This window comes from Sinobaca sp. H24, assembly GCF_023845525.1.
This window is the reverse complement of sequence record NZ_JALBWT010000023.1, coordinates 1-16,419: the sequence shown is the minus strand read 5'-3', so window position 1 is coordinate 16,419 and position 16,419 is coordinate 1. Positions and strand designations below refer to the sequence as shown.

The window sequence follows — 16,419 nt, the reverse complement described above, 5'->3', positions numbered from 1 at the left end:
CATTGATTCTTTTATCAGTTTTCATTTAAGTAAGACTGAAGGGCAGCTTTTAATCTTCCATTATGGGCATGTAATGTTTTTTGGGGAACCTCTCCGGTTTCTCCAGTTATTAATTGAAAAATAGCAGCTTTTGTAGAATGATGCTGCTGTTTTAGTGCCTGCTCTGCTTCGGCCCGTCCTGTACCGGAAGCTTCCATCACAATTAAAAGGGCGCGTTCTTGCAGTTTTTCATTAGTAGGCTGTACATCAACCATTAAGTTCCCATACACTTTGCCGCTTTTAATCATGGAAGCCGTGGAAAGCATATTTACTGCCAGTTTTTGAGCAGTTCCGGCTTTCATTCTGGTAGATCCTGTGATAACTTCCGGTCCAACTAGCAGCTCGACCGGGATATCGGCTTCCTGGCCATTGGTGAATGAGGTGAGCATACAATGGCAGCTGTTAAAGCACCTATTTCTTTGGCTGCTTTCATAGCGGCAAGAGTGTAAGGAGTTCTTCCGCTGGCTGCAAGAGCAACGATAATATCTTTGCTGGTTATAGATATATGTTGGATATCCTCTCGTCCGGCTTGTTCATCGTCTTCCGCGCCCTCTAAAGCATCTGTCAAAGCATTGTTTCCTCCAGCTATAATTCCAACAACCTGAGAAGGATCGGTGCCATATGTCGGCGGACATTCGGAAGCGTCGAGAACACCGATTCGTCCGCTTGTTCCGGCCCCGATATAAATTAATCGGCCTCCTTCCGTAAAAGCACTGGAAATATGTTCTGCAATTTTACTAAGAGCGGGAAGAGCTCTGGACAAAGCTAGAGGAACAACAGCATCCTCCTCATTAATCAGGGTCATGATATCGGTAATAGGCAGCTCATCAATATAAGTAGTTTTTGCATTGCGTGTTTCTGTTTTAATCGATTGTATGTTTATCATTTCTACACCTCTTTTAAATAGAATTTTCTGCCGCCCGCAATATATGGAAGAAGTGCGGTGTCTTCCGGAATAACCCGGCCCGTTACTGAAGCATCAGAATTGGCAGGCATGGATTTTTTGGCAATGGTTAGTTCACCCTCATATCTTCCAGCTTCTTTCGCATCAACTAATATATCTCCCGGCATGATCGGAATATTTCTGTTGGTATTATCAGCTTCTAAGCCGTTACAACGTGATCCGTCTGAACGAATTAAATAATCAGCTTCATCCTTCCTGTTTGTATGCAATTGATTCATATGTTGAAGCAGAGAAGGCTTTTCTGTAGTTCTATTATACCGAAGCAGAAAAGTTTGTTCATTCAGGTAAAGTGATATTTGCTCCATTGACTCTTTGGATAAAGCTAAGTCACCAAGAAGTACTTTTTGATGTCCAAAATACTCTATACATTCTACCATCGATACAAATGGAGGAATAAAGCGATGTTCTTCTATAGTAGGAAGTCCTTGATAAAAGGGTCCTCGCTTTTCCAGGTCCCCCGGGAAAAAGGAGGCTGTCTGAATGTGAAATTTCCGGCAAATCTCATCTTGTCTTTGAAGAAAAGAAAAACTAAGTCCTGTGTAGTCTTAGGATAAAAATTATGCCATGCTTCCATGCGTTTCATAGGAATTTCCCAGTGTCGATAGGGTCTGGAGTTCTTTTTCCTGAAGTGTACTTGCATTTAAAATGAGATGAAAAGAAGCGGACAGTTGTTTTACTTCCGCCATGGTAAATCCATAATCCAATCGAAGCGAATGCAGCGATTGTGCATAAAGATCTGCAAATTCATCCAATGTCAGCCTTAAATAAGATAAAGCTGCCGGGGAAATATCAGCTACAACCTTCATATGAAAAGACTCTGCTGCAGTCAGCAGACGCTCCAGTCTTTCTGCCATGCTGACGGCTTGATCTTCTGGTATGTGAAGAGAGTGAAAACCTGGTTACAGCCGATATCTTTCATTTCGCGCAGCCAGTGATGGATAAATTCCGGCTCATCTAATTGATGCATATATATAGAAGCAACTAACATGATGTACTCCTTTCTTTACATATGTTTAACCATGCTGTCATTAAATCCCCAGAAATAAGTGAATAGGAAGCCGGCCGCATAAGCAATAACCAGTCCGAGCAGATAAAAGATAATAACGTTAGGAAGAACAATAAAGGTAAGCGGTAAACCGGAAATCCCCACAGCAGTGGCAGCTGTGCCGGCGACAGCTTGAAAAGCGCCACCAACTGCTCCACCAAGGCAGGCTGTCAAAAAACGGTCTTCCTAATGGAAGTGTAACACCGTAAATTAGGGGCTCGCCGACACCTAAAAACCCGACGGGAAGAGCGCCTTTCAAAGTCTTTTTTAAATTATCATTTTTGTTTTTGAAAAAATAGCCAGGGAAGCTCCAACCTGACCGGCTCCAGCCATAGCAAGAACAGGAAGCAGCGGAGTAGAACCGATAGAATTGATGAGCTCCAGATGAACGGGAGTAAGTCCGTGATGCATACCAACCATGACAAGGGGCAGGAAGGTTCCTGCTAAAATGGCGCCGGCTGCTGCTCCTCCAGTATCAAGCACAGCAAGAAGGCCTGTAGTAATCCCTGACGCGATAAAGCCGCCGATAGGCTGTACTAATATAATGATAGCGAAAGCTCCAACTAAAAGAGTTATTAAAGGAGTAACAATAATATCCAGAGACATCGGAACAAATCTTCTGACTTTTTTCTCAATAAATGTTAACAGCCATGCTCCTAATATAGCAGCGATTAAACCACCTTGACCGGGAACAAGTTCCTGACCAAATAAAGTAATACCTGCCAGGTCCGGAGAAATAATCAAAATGCCTGCTATGCCTCCAAGTACAGGAGTTCCGCCGAATTCCGGGCGGTATTAATGCCTACGAAAATGGCGAGATACGCAAACAGACCATTTCCAATCAATGCTAAGATTTGCATAATAGTAAGCTCTGGATTAACATCCATATTCTGCAGAGTACTGGTTAGTCCTAAAACGAGTCCAGAAGCAATTAAGCCTGGTATTAAAGGAATAAATATACTTCCTATTTTACGAAGAAGCTGTTTAAAGGGGGTCTGGTTTTTCTTTTTAATTTCTGACTGTTTTTTTTTCTGCAAGCCCATCAAATTGATTGTGTTCATCAATTTCGCCTTTGCGTTCGGCGTTTGTTAGTTTACCAAATTCTTCTGCAGCAGCGGCTGCCATTCCAGGTCCTACAACAACTTGTATCGTCTCATCTTCTACGACACCCATAACACCGTCGATTTTCTTCAAGCCGGGCATATCTACAGTAGTATCGTTTTTCACTTGGACACGGAGTCGTGTCATACAATTGGTAAAGCTATGTACGTTTTCAGGGCCGCCGATAAAATATAGTATGTCTTTTGCTAATTTCTCCTCTTTTTTCATACGAGATTTCCTCCTTTTAGCTTCCTATAAAAGGAAATTATCACATAATAGTATAGATGTCTATACCAATGTAAGATTACCTCTTCAAAAACAAAATGACTGCGCTTACATAAATATATCATCTTATAGTATAGATGTCTATACCGGAAAATCAATTCTTTTTTTCAGTTGAACGCCGGTTTATATAATAGAAGAAATAGAAAACAGAAAGAGAAATAAATAAAAAGAAATGAACGCAAACGGTTGCGTTGGAGTCTCGTTCTTCCTATAATATTCTTCGTGAGCTAAAAACGAGAGAGTATTATAGAAAGAACAAGGGGGATTTATGAAAGACACTAGTTTTGCTATACACCCGGATCATCAACAGACAGCAGAGGCAGTTAGTTTTCAGGATATTGGAAATGTGACAGACGTTTCCGAAAGCGATGGTGCAGTAACCCTTACTTGCGAAAATGGTTATGTGCGGATCAGCTTTCCTGCACCCGGTACAGCCAGAGTGAAAATGCATCCAAAAGAAATGCCGGATGATTCCAGCACGGCAGCGGTTATAGCACAGAAACCGCTTCAGGAAATATCCGTTCAGGATATGGAGGAGGTATTAGCCGTTAAAACGGAAGAACTCCGATTGTCGATTTCTAAATTTCCCTGCCGGGTGACAATTTATGATAAAGAGGGAATGCAGATTACGGATGAATCACAGGAGGGAATGGCGTTTTCCCCAAGAGGAGAAGTCCGTGTGCATAAAACAATGGAGCCGGAGGATCATTTCTACGGATTTGGAGAAAAAACAGGCTTTTGGAAAAGCGCGGAGAAAAAATGAGAATGTGGAATACGGATGTATTTGCCCCTCATAATCCGGAAATAGATGCGCTTTATCAATCCATTCCTTACTTTATGTCTATCCGAAATGGGAAAGCATATGGTCTCTACTTAGATAATACGTTTCAAACGGAATTTGATTTGAAGACATCCTATGAGACCTATTCTATTTCAGCCGACGGGGGAGCACTGGATTATTATATCTTAGCAGGTCCGGAGCCTAAAGATGTAATCCGCCAATACACCTCGTTGACAGGAAGAATGGAACTGCCGCCTAAATGGGCCTTGGGCTATCATCAGTCCCGCTACAGCTACCGCAGTGAAGCAGAAGTGCGTGAGCTGGTGGAAGCTTTTAAACGAAAGAATATTCCTCTGGATGCGGTTCATCTGGACATTCATTATATGGATGAGTACCGTGTATTTACATTTGATGAGGAGAAATTTCCAAACCCGGAAAAGCTCGTTCAGGATTTAAAGGCAGATGGGATTAAGATTGTGCCGATTGTGGATCCGGGAGTAAAGCGTGATGAAACGTATCGTCCCTACCAGGAAGGAATGGAGAATAACCATTTCAGCGCCTACCCGGATGGCTCTGTTTATTACGAGATGTATGGCCGGGTGAAAGTGCCTTTCCTGACTTCTTCCGGGAAAAACCAGAAAGTGGTGGGAAGGGCAGCAGGCCTACTACACAGACATGGGTATAGAAGGCGTCTGGAACGATATGAATGAACCAGCGGTATTTAATGAGAAAAAGACAATGGACAATGACGTTTACCATGAAGAAAATGGAACATTTAAGACTCACCGTGAGCTTCATAATGTGTATGGTCTTCATATGGGTCAGGCAAGCTTCGAAGGCCTTAAGAACAAACTGAATGGAAAAAGGCCATTTGTCCTTACAAGAGCAGGCTTTGCCGGTATTCAGCGCTATGCGGCAGTATGGACCGGAGATAATAGAAGCTTCTGGGAGCATCTGCAGATGGCTGTACCGATGACTCTTAATCTCGGAGTATCTGGTGTTCCCTTTGCCGGAAATGATGTAGGCGGTTTTGCACATGATACAAGTGCAGAACTTTTAACAAGATGGACCAGCTTGGAACGTTCACGCCTTTCTTTCGGAATCACAGTAACATCGGCACCGTGTTTCAAGAGCCATGGGCCTTTGGCGAAAAAACAGAAGGAATTATTAAAGAATATATTGAACTCCGTCATAAATGGATGCCGCATTTGTACGAGCTGTTTCAGGAAGCCGCTGAACCGGCATGCCGGTGATGAGGCCAATGATGATGCATTATGCAGATGACCCAAATACGCTTAAACTGCATGATCAGTTTATGATAGGCGAAGACGTCCTTGTAGCACCGGTTACTCAATCAGCTGCAAAGCATCGAATTGTTTATCTGCCGAAGGGCACATGGTATAACTACTGGAACGACAAAGAGAGCCACCAGGGCGGACAGTATATTATGGCCGCGGCTGATTTGGATACCCTTCCTATATTTATCAAAGAAAACAGCGCAGTGCTCGAAGGCGATGTGAAACAAAATGCAGATGCAGAAAAAACCATTTAACAGTACATGTGTATTTAGGAGAAGAAGGAAATCTGCAAAAACGTATTTATGAAGACGATGGAGAAACGCTTAATCATCAAAAAAAGAGTATTTCTCGCAAAGTGTTCTTATTTCCCGAAAAAGTGATGTTATTTCTATAGAAGAAAACGAAATTCAGGCAGGATATACGCCAGGCTGGACGTCCAAAAGGTATGTATTTCATCAAGTGCCTGAAGAAACAAAGGTATATGTAAACGGCATAGAGAAGGAAACTTCATATGATGAAGCGCTCGTTTGCGCTTTTGTATAAAAAAGTATCCCGGCTGCTTATAAGCAGCCGGGATATTGATTTTTCAGAAAAGTATAGGTCATAAGGATGAAGTATTTAATATTTCTAAATATTACACTGTGGTTACACTGTAATGTTGGGATATTTTAGGGTGAAAAAAGAAGAATGCTGTAAAAGCAGTTATTACAGAGGTATTATTACACTATTTACCCTGTTTTTCAGTGAATTAAACATTTCACTGTACTATTTTTTTTTACAGTTGTATCACAAAGCTCCAAAAAAGGTTGAGGAATAACGTCACGGCCTCTATAATTCAGAGTGTTGATAAGAAAACAAAGACAAGTGAAAAAAACATACAGTATTAAAAAAAATATCAGGGGGTGACTTTTCGTCTTAAGAACAGCATATACTTTATACCGATAAGAAATACATAGAATGATTTAAAGTAATGAAAGTACAGTAAATCTCATCTGTGGAAAAATCGATAAAAGTTTCGTGCGGCGTTCAATATACCATGTACATGTATAGGGTATAAAAAAGACGAAAATCAATTATGAAAAAATATCTAGTAGGTTCAGCATTTGCAGCAGCAGCACTATTCGCAGTACCAAACGTATCTGACGCAGCATCAATTGACGGACACGGCAGCTTAAATAGTGGAGACGTTAACTCTTCTGTTAACGCACTGCAGGAAGAATTAAAAGCACAGGGTTATTTCAACGGATCTACCGGTTCTACGTTTGGACCTAGAACATTAAGTGCAGTAAAAGCATACCAGCTCGATAAAGGCATTTCTTCTCCATCCGGCAGCTTTTATGGAGTAGTCGGACCGCAGACGCTTCGTTCTTTAGATGGAGCTGCGAGCTCATCAAACACATCTTCAAACACAACAACGGCTTCTTCAAGCAGCTCTTCTGAAACAAAAGTTGCAGGAGCTTCTACGACACAGTCGAGCAGCGGCGTTGTGTCTGCAGCCAGACAGCAGATGGGTACTCCATACGTATGGGGCGGAACTTCTCCAAGCGGATTTGACTGCAGCGGATTCCTACAGTATTCCTTTAAGCAGGCAGGCAAAGATATTCCACGTACAGTTTCTCAAATGTACAGCGCAAGCACGAAAGTATCCAATCCAAGCGTTGGAGATATCGTATTCTTTGATACAAGAGGCGGTCCTTCACACGCAGGTATTTATATTGGAAACAATCAGTTTATCCACTCCGGTTCTTCTACAGGAGTAGCTATCGCTGATATGGACAGCTCTTACTGGGCTCCACGTTTCATCGGCGCCGGCCGTATGTAATTAAAATATTCCAGAACAGCCTCTTCCTTTAGGAATGGGCTGTTTTTTTCCTCATCGGTGATGGGTGTATCGTCTTTCTTTCTTATAAGGTATAATAATAAATGAAGCCTATTCGACGATTCATTGCAAAGGAAAGTGAATAATGAATATACAATCTGTTCAGACTCAGCTCGCAAGTTATATAGGAAGACTGTTAAGGGATCATTTCGGCAAAGGACCGGGCTCTGTTTTCGTATCCGTGAAAAAGCCATTTATTACCATTTACTTAAAAGATTTATTACGCCTGTAGAGCAGGTGCTGATCAATCAGGACAAACAAACCAATGTCGAAAAAACACGGGATTACCTTATGGAGGAATTAATTCCGGAAATAAAGGAGTACCTTAGTGAAAATGCAGGTTTTTCTATAGAAGAGGTATATTATGACTGGTCCTTGGATACGAAATCAGGAATGATTTTAGGTGTGCTGTCCGAAGGGAAAGCTTCAAAAGAAAATACCTGGGAAATGTATCCCGGAAAAGAAAAAATTCATAAAGAAATTATCAGAATGAGCCGTCATGCCGAAAAAACGCCTGTATACGTAGATTCGTTTTATTTGAATGAACGGACGCTTGTTATTATGCGCACCGGAATTCTGGTAAGAATTGAAAAAGAACTCATCAAAGCAGGGTTTGAAGAAGAATTGAAAATCACAAAACGTCCGCTGGAAAAAAACTTAATCCGCAAAACGCAGCTGGAAGAAACTCTTCCTTCAGCGATAGAGAATATTTTTCTGGACTGGGATTTTGCAGAAGATATCAGCTTTATTGTCATCATTTTAAATCCCAATAAATAAAAGGCCAGAAGAAGGGCGGATTATAAGCCGGCCTTTGTGCCGGGAGCAGCAGATAATTCTGGTTTCCCGGCTTTTTTTATGGCTTTTCCGGTGATCAATATAGAATAATGTCTTCTTATCCGATCATATTAATATGTTATGATGATAGCAGTTATCTTGGAGAGGAATGCAAGAGGTATGAAAGAGTATAAAATAGGAATTGATATAGGCGGCACGAAAATTCTTGGTATAGTAGTAGATGCAGAAAATAAAATAATCAGAGAGTGCCAGTACCCTACATTTCATGAGAGTGGTACCCTCAATTGGAAGCAGGCCCTTTACGAGGCAGTTGGTGAACTTTCTAGTGAAGTAAGCGGCAGAGTCCAGCACATTTCCATTGCCTGTGCAGGATTAATTGATACTAAAATGGGAACCATAATCTATTCGCAGAGCCTGGGTGTTCATCAGTTCAACCTTGCGGAAGAACTGTCATATCATTTTTCTATTCCGGTCTCTGTTTATAATGATGCTGATGCAGCAGCCTGGGCGGAGAAAGAATTTTATCAGTCAGAGTCCCTTCTTTACATTTCTGTGGGAACGAGTATCGGTTCAGGTCTGATAATAAACGGAAACGTATTTAAGGCGGGAGGCATGGCTGGTGAGCTGGGCCATGTACCGGTAGAGCACGAAGGCAGGCCCTGTCCATGCGGGAATTCCGGTTGTGTCAGAGCCTATGCTTCAGGAAAAGCAATAGAACAAGAAGCAAACCAGTGGCAGCGAAAGCATCAGCAGCCGATTCTTTTTATGCCGCAGATATTGTCAGCAGCTGGAGAGGGACACCCGTATTATGAAAAGCTTCTGCAGGGAGCCGCTTCACGTCTTGCCCAGGCTGCGATAGGAGCGGTGCATTTATTAAATCCCTCGATAATCGTCTTTGGCGGAGGGCTCATGGAAAACAGCCCGTTGTATTTTAATTATACGAAAAAAGCTATATACGGAGGTCTTCTTTCAGGGTTTCTGATGACTTGAAAATCGAAACCAGCTATTGGAAAGAAAAAAGCGCTGCACTTGGAAGTGTTTACTTAGTATAAAGAAATAGATAAATGATGAAAAGTAATACTATTGTGTATGGAAAAATAACCAGAATTTATGTAGAATAATATAAGATAATGGAAAGGGGCACCCAGCCTATGTCATCGATACTACGAAAGCAGTTGAAAGACGCATTAAATGATGCTGTGGAAAAGCAGCAGTTTCATTTAGCCGAACAGGCAGTCACGCATTTAAAGAATCTGGCCGAGCTGGAAGCTTTTATCGAAGGAAAACCAGCTGCGGATGATTATTCCAGCCAGCATTTGCATGCTGCATCAAATCAAGGGGTGGTCGATCTCCTGGCTCCAGTCCCGGTGCAGGCAACCCCATCGGTAATGAGTTAGCTTCCCGTCAGAATGCAGTTTCCGCCAAAAGAGACATGCTTCTATTATATTATATAGAAGAAGAGGACCTGATCAAATTTAAGAAATCCCCTCAGACTTATGCAGTGAGTGTTGATTTCTTTCGATCGTTTCTGGATCATTTAATAGAATGGAAAGATAAATCTCCTTTTTCTTCTAAAGATTATTATGAAGCCTTTGGCAGAAAACTAAGTGAGAAATCGACGTATCAAACATCTACATTAAGACAATTTATTACTCTTTTATTCCGGTACTGCGTTAGACTTGGTTTGCTCGAAAAGCCGGAAATACATCAAAGAAGCCGTTACGTGGTTGCTGATGACAGCGATGTTGAGAAAACGATACAGTATATAAAAAGTGAAAAAATGCTCCAATTGTAATAAAAAGGCTGATTTTGCAGAGAATCTATAAGATTCTTTACAAAATCAGCTTTTTTTATGCAATAAACTTGAAATAGTTTGGACTATTAGATGTTGGTACTTTTATCTCTCCAATTGCTGGATTCATTCATAAGAACTGCAATTAGCAAATCTAAAGTCTCATTTATTATCTTTTATTAAAATTTAGAATAGGTAATTAATCATGTTTATGTTACACCTGATCGATTTATTGTTACGAATGTAGGTCTTACGTTACAGTTGTGTAACAAAACAATGAATAGTATTGTGAGTTCTTTCCCTATCATCATATAATTCAAACATAATAAAACAAACAATATAAAAAACAAGGAGGTGTACGTTCGTTTCGCTCTCACTACATAATAACTAACATGTCGTTAGAAAACATAAGAATTCCTTTTCATACATATAGCTTTATACATAGAACAATTACCAAAACCTGCTCTAACGACATACTTACATAAAAAGAGAGATTAAACGGCGTCTACAACAATATGAAAAAATACTTTATCAGCGGTGCACTTGCAACAGCAATTCTATTTACCCCATCCATGGCGGATGCAGCTCTTGGCGATCAGACTCTTCGCTCTGGTATGAAGCATTCCGATGTATCTGAACTGCAGACATGGTTGAACAGCAAAGGATTCAATGCAGGTTCTGGTCGATGGATCTTTTGGACCAAGAACGAGAAGTGCTCTTATCTCGTTTCAAAGAAGTGCAAACATTTCTGCTGATGGTATTGCAGGAAACCAGACATTCGGAAAAATGAACCTCAGATCTTCCGGCAGTTCTTCTTCTTCCAATACTTCTTCTAATACGTCTTCCAACACTGCTGTTAAATCTGCTTCTACCGGCAGCAGCGATTTTTCACGCACGCTCCGCCAGGGAAGCCGCGGCAATGACGTTAAGGCACTGCAAAGCGCATTGAACAGCAAAGGATTCAGTGCAGGAACAGCAGACGGAGTATTTGGGGCCCGTACTGCAAGTGCGCTCCGCTCTTTTCAGTCTGCTGCAGGAATTGGTGTAGATGGTGTAGCGGGCGCAAAAACATTTGCTGCTCTTAAAGGAAGCGTTAAAGCTTCTTCAAATAGTTCGTCTTCAAATTCTTCTTCGACTCCTTCAAAAGTAGCAGGAGCATCGACTACTGCTTCTTCAAGCGGAGTAGTAAACACGGCAAAAAGATATCTTGGAACTCCATATGTATGGGGTGGGACAACGACTAGAGGATTTGACTGCAGCGGCTATATTCAATTTGTTCTTCGTCAGCACGGAGTAAATACTCCACGTACGGTAGCACAGATGTACAGCGCAGCATCGAAAGTTTCCAGTCCATCCGTAGGAGATATTGTTTTCTATGATACTAGAGGAGGCCCAACTCACGCAGGGATTTATATTGGAAACAATCAATTTATCCATGCAGGCGCTTCTACCGGAGTAGCTGTTGCCAGCATGAATAACAGCTATTGGTCACAGCGTTATATTGGTGCAGGACGCCTTTAATATAGGGATCAAAAAAAAACAGCCGGCTGCGCATCTGCGCAGCCGGCTGTTTTTTTTATCGTTCTGTAGTAAGCCACTTTAAAAAAGCGGACAGGTTTTCCCGTAAATCCTTTTTGCCATCAAACTGGCGGCCGACCATCACTCCAAGCGTTAAAAGAAGCGTAACAAGCAGTGCTTCTCCAAATCCCCAAAGCAGAAAAACGATACCTGCGATAATAGCAGTTAAAAGGCCAATAATTCTTCCTCTGTAAGGCAGAAGCATTTCAAGAAAAGTGGGTTGAGTCTGCATAATATCCTCCATTCTATCAATGGGTGCTGTATAAGAGATATTTTCTTATTGTACATACTATCTCCCATATTGCCTATTTTGAAACTACCTTCAGAGACGTCCATTCTATAGAAAAAGGATTACAACTCTGTAAAAAAGGGAAAGCTTGTACCATAACGATATTATATATAAAGGAGCTAATAACCATGGCAGAAATAAATAACCAGAATAACCAAGAAGAAAAAGAATTGCAGTTCAGCAATGAGGTTATCAAGAAAATTGCAGCATTGAGCGCTTCTGAAGTAGAAGGAATCCTGTCTCTAAGCGGTGGAGTAGCTGAAGGTTTTGCGGAGCGCCTTGGCAGAAAAAGCCTTACTAAAGGAGTAACTGCAGAAACCGGTGAAAAGCAGGCGGCAATTGAACTGAATGTTATTGCAAAATACGGTGCCAACGTACCGCAGGTATTTAAGGAAGTAAAAAGAAAGATCACTGAAAACGTAAGACAGATGACCGGCCTTGAAGTAGTGGAAGTAAAAATGTTTGTTGACGATGTGGATGTTGAAGGAGACAGAAAGCTTGGAGAAGAGCCGGAAGTTCAAGAAACAGGACGTCTGGAGTAGTACTGCAATTTGACACGAGCTATTATAATTTTATTTAATTAAAGGAGAACATGCATATGTTTAGAATGATAAGCAGATTATTTAAATTTGGCGTTATGGCAGCCCCGTTTATTAAAAAGGGCTATAGCAAATATAAAGCAAAGAAGCGTCCAACGGACACTACGCGCTAAAAAATCCCCGGCGGGAAGCCGGGTTTTTTTATACTTAGATTAAAACAGCTGTATAGGAGGAAACTATGTCTTTTGAAAACAAAACATTGTGATAACAGGAGCGGCTAAAGGAATCGGCCTTGCAACGGCCCGGATGTATGCTGAAAAAGGCGCGGCGGTCGTACTTGCTGATGTGGATGAAAAGGGACAAAGTGTAGCAGAAGAGCTTCAGAACCAGCGTCTTCATGCTATTTTCATTAAAACAGACGTGACCCGGGAAAGTTCCGTGTCTTATTTAATGAACCGAGTGTATGAAATATACGGCACAATTGACGTGCTTGTAAATAATGCAGGAATAGAAGCTTTTCTTTCCCCGTTCGAAATTACGCTGGAAGAGTGGGAAAATGTAATGCATACGAATTTGCGGAGTGTTTTTCTAGGGACAAGAGAAGCTGCGAAGGTAATGAGGCAGACCCAGAATGGAGGCGCAATCGTTAATATCGCTTCAACGAGAGCATCGATGTCAGAACCCCACTCTGAAGCCTATGCAGCCTCAAAAGGGGGCGTTATCGGCCTGACCCATTCATTTGCGGCTTCCTTGAGTCCTTATAATATTACGGTGAACGCTATTTCACCAGGCTGGATCGAAACCGGTGATTATGAGCAGCTGTCTATTCATGATCATACGCAGCATTTTTCCAACCGGGTAGGGCGTCCGGATGATGTAGCGAAAGCCTGTCTTTATTTGTCCGAAGAAAGTAATGATTTCGTGACGGGAACAAATCTAGTTATCGATGGGGGCATGACCCGTAAAATGATTTATGAAGAGTAGTTTAGGAAAAACGTCGGATGACAGGCTGTACGGAGATGGATATATTTCCAGCCACTGCCCTGGAAATCATGCAGCTTTTTTCTGCTTTGTCTGCAAGCTTTACAGCTTTTGCTTCTTCCTCCTGCGTAACAGAGGAAGAGAGCAGTAAATCCGGAGAATGGATAATCTCTTTATATGTGAAAACGCCATTTGTAACATCGACCAGTCCTTTGCTTTCCATGGACAGCTTTTCGATTTTGATGCCGGCTCTTTCAAGGATAGCGGCAAACGTAATGATATAACAGGTGGCGGCAGCTCCAAGAAGCATTTCATCAGGATTGGTACCAATACCCGGTCCATTCATTTCTTCAGGAATAGAGATGGCTGTTTCCAAATGTTCAGAAGCCAGCGTTCCGACACTGTTCCGGCCTTCCGGCCATTGCGTCGTAACGATAAAAGGATGAAGAGCCACATATATCACTCCTATAACATATTGAGATACTCTATCAAACTAACGAAATTTGATTATTATTTCAAGAAATATCCTCCAAACTGTCTTGACAAGGCTTACATAGTAACTGTACGATAAGATTATGTTTAATGGAATCGATTCCATAAGCGGTATGAGGGAAGGACGGTAGTTAATAAATGAATTGGCTTCTAACAAATAAAGACAAACGTCTTACTCCGAATAATAAAAAAGAGCTGGAACATATAAAAGAGCAGGTAGCACAATCCCCTTGGCGCCAGACATTTCATATTCAGCCGGAGAGCGGATTATTAAATGACCCGAATGGTTTTGCCTTTTTTAATGGTGAATATCATTTATTCTATCAGTGGTATCCGTTCGGTCCTGTACATGGGTTAAAGCATTGGTATCACCAGACATCAAAGAATTTAGTAGAATGGGAAAGCCATGGAGCAGCACTTGCACCGGATATTCATGAAGACCGGCACGGAGTTTATTCAGGCAGCGGGATAGCAGTGAATGATAAGCTTTATCTTTTTTATACAGGTAATACAAAGCTTGATAATGGCGAAAGGGTTCCTTTCCAAATCTCCAGCACCATGAGGACAGATGGCACCTTTGAAGAAAAAAAGGTGCTGTTAGAAGGGGTGCCGGACGGATATACGACGCATTTTAGAGATCCAAAAGTGTGGAAGCTGGAGGACGATACGTATGCTGCTGTAATAGGCGCCCAGCGTGAGGACCTGACGGGAGTTATTCTGCTGTATACTTCCTCTGACCTGGAGAATTGGGAGTGCAGAGGAGAAATTAAGACAAGCCTGCCCTCGTTTGGATACATGTGGGAGTGCCCGGATTATTTTGAAATGCAGGAGCATGGAATTCTAATGTTTTCTCCACAGGGTATTGAGGCTGATGGCGACCGCTTCCGCAATATTTACCAGTCCGGTTATATTATGGGAGAACAGCTTGATATCACGACAGGCAGACTGGAGCATGGAGACTTCAAGGAATGGGATCATGGGTTTGATTTTTATGCTCCCCAGACAACAGAAAGTCCGGATGGCAGAAGGATTTTAATCGGCTGGATGGGCCTTCCGGATCAAAGCTATCCAACGGATCGTTTTGGATGGGCCCACTGCCTGACGCTTCCGAGAGAAATTGCTTTTGAAGACGGAGAGCTGCGGCAGAGGCCGGTTAAGGAATTAGAGGAAAAGCGCGGCAGAGCAGATCGCATGACCTGGGACGATGCAGGCCAGGTCCTGGATGGAAGTGCCTATGAGCTTGCTGTTCGTTTTGATTCCCTGCCGGATACGCCTTTCTCTTTATACATAAGAGAAAGCGGGCAGGAAAAAACGGAACTGCGCTACGACCCGCAGAAGCAAAAAATTATTCTGGACAGAACAAACAGCGGAGAGCCATTAAATGAAGAGTATGGCACGGTAAGGGCTGCTTCGCTTTCTCGTCCGCTCTCAGACCTTAGATTGTTCGTCGATACCTCTTCGATAGAAGTGTTCGCAAATGATGGAGAGTGCGTTTTTACTTCACGGATCTTTCCGAAAGAAGAGAGCACGGGAATCCGGCTGCAGACAGATAACGGCCTCGTTTTCCGCGCCGAGAAATGGGAATATAAATAAACCGACAGCCCTTTTTAACAGGGCTGTCGGTTTTGTTATTTCAGCTGATCGCGTTTATGCATAGCAACGAGAGTAATCATTTCAAAAGCAACGGCGGAAGCAAGAGCAGCCGTAATTTCTCCATGGTCATAGGCAGGCAGGACTTCAACGAGATCGAATCCTTTAATGTTGAGGCCGTATAATCCTCTTACATATTCAAGTGCTTCGTAGCTTGTAGGTCCGCCGACTTCCGGAGTTCCTGTACCGGGAGCGTAAGCTGGATCGACAAAGTCGATATCGTAGGACACAAAAGCAGGAGCGTCCCCAACGCGCTCTCGAACCTGGCGGAGCACTTCTTCATACCCTAGTTTGTGAACTTCACGCATTGGTATCGTTTTAAAGCCCAGGTCAACCGGGTCTGTGACATCATGCGGGCCATAGAGCGGTCCGCGCAGGCCTACCTGAATAGAACGGGAGGTATCAATCAGGCCTTCTTCTACCGCGCGTCGGAAAGGAGTACCGTGCATGTATTTTTCTCCAAAATAATTATCCCACGTGTCACTGTGCGAATCAAAATGTATTAAAGCGACAGGGCCGTATTTTTTAGCAAAAGCACGCAGGTGGCCGAGGCTTACAGAGTGATCCCCTCCTAATATTACGGGAGTCACATCGTCAGCCAGAATAGTGGAAAGCTGTTCTTCCACAAGTTCGTATGAGCGGTGAATATTCTGCGGAACCGTATCAAAGTCTCCGTAATCAACACCAGAACAGTAGTCGAATATATCGATTTCCTGATCCGGATTATACGGCCGAAGCAGGATGGAGAAATTACGGATGTGCTGAGGGCCGCCTCTCGCTCCAATCCGGTTTGAAACCGCGGTATCAAATGGGTTTCCGACAACTACAAAATCAACGTCTTTTGTGGTGCGGATGTTTTCGAGTCTCATGAATGTGCGGACCCCGGTATAGCGGGGCTTAATGAAGAATCT

General features: G+C 42.5%; 19 protein-coding genes and 4 pseudogenes. 14 read left to right on the top strand and 9 right to left on the bottom strand.

Annotated elements, in window-relative coordinates; genetic code table 11:
• Positions 1-14 precede the first annotated feature (14 nt).
• From MMY81_RS22575 to MMY81_RS22550, 6 genes and pseudogenes are all read right to left on the bottom strand, one after another.
• Positions 15-341, bottom strand: a complete 327-nt coding sequence (locus MMY81_RS22575) for a hypothetical protein (protein WP_252314631.1) — start codon at positions 339-341, stop codon at positions 15-17.
• A 32-nt stretch (positions 342-373) separates the two neighbouring features.
• Positions 374-925, bottom strand: coding sequence for an N-acetylmuramic acid 6-phosphate etherase (locus MMY81_RS22570; protein WP_252314630.1), 552 nt, complete (start codon positions 923-925; stop codon positions 374-376).
• 2 nt (positions 926-927) lie between these two features.
• Positions 928-1,221, bottom strand: coding sequence for a DUF871 domain-containing protein (locus MMY81_RS22565; RefSeq protein WP_252314684.1), 294 nt, complete (start codon positions 1,219-1,221; stop codon positions 928-930).
• A gap of 132 nt (positions 1,222-1,353) precedes the next feature.
• Positions 1,354-1,857: pseudogene (locus MMY81_RS22560) on the bottom strand (MupG family TIM beta-alpha barrel fold protein); the annotation flags it as partial.
• Positions 1,830-1,991, bottom strand: a complete 162-nt coding sequence (locus MMY81_RS22555) for a hypothetical protein (RefSeq protein WP_252314629.1) — start codon at positions 1,989-1,991, stop codon at positions 1,830-1,832. The gene MMY81_RS22555 and the pseudogene MMY81_RS22560, both read right to left, overlap by 28 nt.
• Before the next feature lie 15 nt (positions 1,992-2,006).
• Positions 2,007-3,377, bottom strand: a pseudogene (locus MMY81_RS22550) (PTS transporter subunit EIIC).
• Positions 3,378-3,702: 325 nt separating this feature from the next.
• On the opposite strand from MMY81_RS22550, the pseudogene MMY81_RS22545 reads away from it, so the two are divergent.
• The 11 genes and pseudogenes from MMY81_RS22545 to MMY81_RS22495 all read left to right on the top strand — a co-directional run.
• Positions 3,703-4,277 (top strand): annotated as a pseudogene (locus MMY81_RS22545) (alpha-glucosidase); the annotation flags it as partial.
• Complete coding sequence (locus tag MMY81_RS22540; protein WP_374562621.1) at positions 4,272-4,925, top strand: TIM-barrel domain-containing protein; 654 nt, start codon at positions 4,272-4,274, stop codon at positions 4,923-4,925. The pseudogene MMY81_RS22545 and the gene MMY81_RS22540, both read left to right, overlap by 6 nt.
• Positions 4,891-5,499 carry a TIM-barrel domain-containing protein gene (locus MMY81_RS35660; RefSeq protein WP_483882497.1) on the top strand — a complete coding sequence of 203 codons (609 nt, stop codon included), beginning with the start codon at positions 4,891-4,893 and terminating at the stop codon, positions 5,497-5,499. The genes MMY81_RS22540 and MMY81_RS35660 overlap by 35 nt, the downstream gene beginning before the upstream one ends.
• A complete protein-coding gene (locus tag MMY81_RS22525; protein WP_252314626.1) occupies positions 5,477-5,767 on the top strand; it encodes a glycoside hydrolase family 31 protein in 291 nt (96 codons plus the stop codon). Before MMY81_RS35660 ends, MMY81_RS22525 begins: the two co-directional genes overlap by 23 nt.
• A gap of 8 nt (positions 5,768-5,775) precedes the next feature.
• Positions 5,776-5,907, top strand: coding sequence for a hypothetical protein (locus MMY81_RS35655; RefSeq protein ID WP_374562592.1), 132 nt, complete (start codon positions 5,776-5,778; stop codon positions 5,905-5,907).
• 681 nt (positions 5,908-6,588) lie between these two features.
• Positions 6,589-7,335, top strand: a complete 747-nt coding sequence (locus MMY81_RS22520; RefSeq protein WP_252314625.1) for a C40 family peptidase — start codon at positions 6,589-6,591, stop codon at positions 7,333-7,335.
• Between the two features lie 142 nt (positions 7,336-7,477).
• Positions 7,478-8,169, top strand: a pseudogene (locus MMY81_RS22515) (Na-translocating system protein MpsC family protein).
• Between the two features lie 177 nt (positions 8,170-8,346).
• The gene (locus MMY81_RS22510; protein ID WP_252314623.1) at positions 8,347-9,177 is read left to right on the top strand and encodes an ROK family protein; all 831 of its coding nucleotides are present in this window, start codon (positions 8,347-8,349) and stop codon (positions 9,175-9,177) included.
• A gap of 161 nt (positions 9,178-9,338) precedes the next feature.
• Positions 9,339-9,584, top strand: a complete 246-nt coding sequence (locus MMY81_RS22505; RefSeq protein ID WP_252314622.1) for a hypothetical protein — start codon at positions 9,339-9,341, stop codon at positions 9,582-9,584.
• Between the two features lie 35 nt (positions 9,585-9,619).
• Positions 9,620-9,982 (top strand): hypothetical protein, encoded by a 363-nt coding sequence (locus MMY81_RS22500; RefSeq protein ID WP_252314621.1) that lies wholly within the window; start codon positions 9,620-9,622, stop codon positions 9,980-9,982.
• A 666-nt stretch (positions 9,983-10,648) separates the two neighbouring features.
• The gene (locus tag MMY81_RS22495; RefSeq protein ID WP_252314620.1) at positions 10,649-11,500 is read left to right on the top strand and encodes a C40 family peptidase; all 852 of its coding nucleotides are present in this window, start codon (positions 10,649-10,651) and stop codon (positions 11,498-11,500) included.
• A gap of 55 nt (positions 11,501-11,555) precedes the next feature.
• Here the strand turns inward: MMY81_RS22495 and MMY81_RS22490 are convergent, their stop codons facing one another.
• A complete protein-coding gene (locus MMY81_RS22490; protein ID WP_252314619.1) occupies positions 11,556-11,789 on the bottom strand; it encodes a DUF2273 domain-containing protein in 234 nt (77 codons plus the stop codon).
• Positions 11,790-11,974: 185 nt separating this feature from the next.
• Between MMY81_RS22490 and MMY81_RS22485 the strand changes: the two genes are divergently transcribed.
• Positions 11,975-12,388, top strand: coding sequence for an Asp23/Gls24 family envelope stress response protein (locus MMY81_RS22485; RefSeq protein WP_252314618.1), 414 nt, complete (start codon positions 11,975-11,977; stop codon positions 12,386-12,388).
• A gap of 303 nt (positions 12,389-12,691) precedes the next feature.
• Entirely contained in the window at positions 12,692-13,369 is a 678-nt protein-coding gene (locus tag MMY81_RS22480; RefSeq protein ID WP_252314682.1) for an SDR family oxidoreductase, read from the top strand.
• 1 nt (position 13,370) lies between these two features.
• On the opposite strand, the gene MMY81_RS22475 is transcribed toward MMY81_RS22480, so the two are convergent.
• On the bottom strand, positions 13,371-13,820 hold the full coding sequence (locus tag MMY81_RS22475; RefSeq protein WP_252314617.1) for an SACOL1771 family peroxiredoxin: 450 nt from the start codon (positions 13,818-13,820) through the stop codon (positions 13,371-13,373).
• Positions 13,821-13,996: 176 nt separating this feature from the next.
• Between MMY81_RS22475 and MMY81_RS22470 the strand changes: the two genes are divergently transcribed.
• Positions 13,997-15,451 (top strand): glycoside hydrolase family 32 protein, encoded by a 1,455-nt coding sequence (locus MMY81_RS22470; RefSeq protein ID WP_252314616.1) that lies wholly within the window; start codon positions 13,997-13,999, stop codon positions 15,449-15,451.
• A gap of 35 nt (positions 15,452-15,486) precedes the next feature.
• On the opposite strand, the gene speB is transcribed toward MMY81_RS22470, so the two are convergent.
• Positions 15,487-16,410, bottom strand: coding sequence for an agmatinase (gene speB / locus MMY81_RS22465; protein WP_252314681.1), 924 nt, complete (start codon positions 16,408-16,410; stop codon positions 15,487-15,489).
• Positions 16,411-16,419: the final 9 nt, after the last annotated feature.

Coding starts and splice junctions, on each gene's coding strand:
- MMY81_RS22495 (WP_252314620.1), top strand. CDS start 10,649: ATGCAGGTTCTGGTCGATGGATCTTTTGGACCAAGAACGAGAAGTGCT.
- MMY81_RS22505 (WP_252314622.1), top strand. CDS start 9,339: ATGTCATCGATACTACGAAAGCAGTTGAAAGACGCATTAAATGATGCT.
- MMY81_RS22575 (WP_252314631.1), bottom strand. CDS start 341: ATGAAAGCCGGAACTGCTCAAAAACTGGCAGTAAATATGCTTTCCACG.
- MMY81_RS22520 (WP_252314625.1), top strand. CDS start 6,589: ATGAAAAAATATCTAGTAGGTTCAGCATTTGCAGCAGCAGCACTATTC.
- MMY81_RS22485 (WP_252314618.1), top strand. CDS start 11,975: ATGGCAGAAATAAATAACCAGAATAACCAAGAAGAAAAAGAATTGCAG.
- MMY81_RS22470 (WP_252314616.1), top strand. CDS start 13,997: ATGAATTGGCTTCTAACAAATAAAGACAAACGTCTTACTCCGAATAAT.
- MMY81_RS22565 (WP_252314684.1), bottom strand. CDS start 1,221: ATGAATCAATTGCATACAAACAGGAAGGATGAAGCTGATTATTTAATT.
- MMY81_RS22555 (WP_252314629.1), bottom strand. CDS start 1,991: ATGTTAGTTGCTTCTATATATATGCATCAATTAGATGAGCCGGAATTT.
- MMY81_RS22525 (WP_252314626.1), top strand. CDS start 5,477: ATGATGATGCATTATGCAGATGACCCAAATACGCTTAAACTGCATGAT.
- MMY81_RS35660 (WP_483882497.1), top strand. CDS start 4,891: ATGGGTATAGAAGGCGTCTGGAACGATATGAATGAACCAGCGGTATTT.
- MMY81_RS22480 (WP_252314682.1), top strand. CDS start 12,692: ATGTATGCTGAAAAAGGCGCGGCGGTCGTACTTGCTGATGTGGATGAA.
- MMY81_RS22510 (WP_252314623.1), top strand. CDS start 8,347: ATGAAAGAGTATAAAATAGGAATTGATATAGGCGGCACGAAAATTCTT.
- MMY81_RS22500 (WP_252314621.1), top strand. CDS start 9,620: ATGCTTCTATTATATTATATAGAAGAAGAGGACCTGATCAAATTTAAG.
- MMY81_RS22490 (WP_252314619.1), bottom strand. CDS start 11,789: ATGCAGACTCAACCCACTTTTCTTGAAATGCTTCTGCCTTACAGAGGA.
- MMY81_RS22540 (WP_374562621.1), top strand. CDS start 4,272: ATGTCTATCCGAAATGGGAAAGCATATGGTCTCTACTTAGATAATACG.
- MMY81_RS22570 (WP_252314630.1), bottom strand. CDS start 925: ATGATAAACATACAATCGATTAAAACAGAAACACGCAATGCAAAAACT.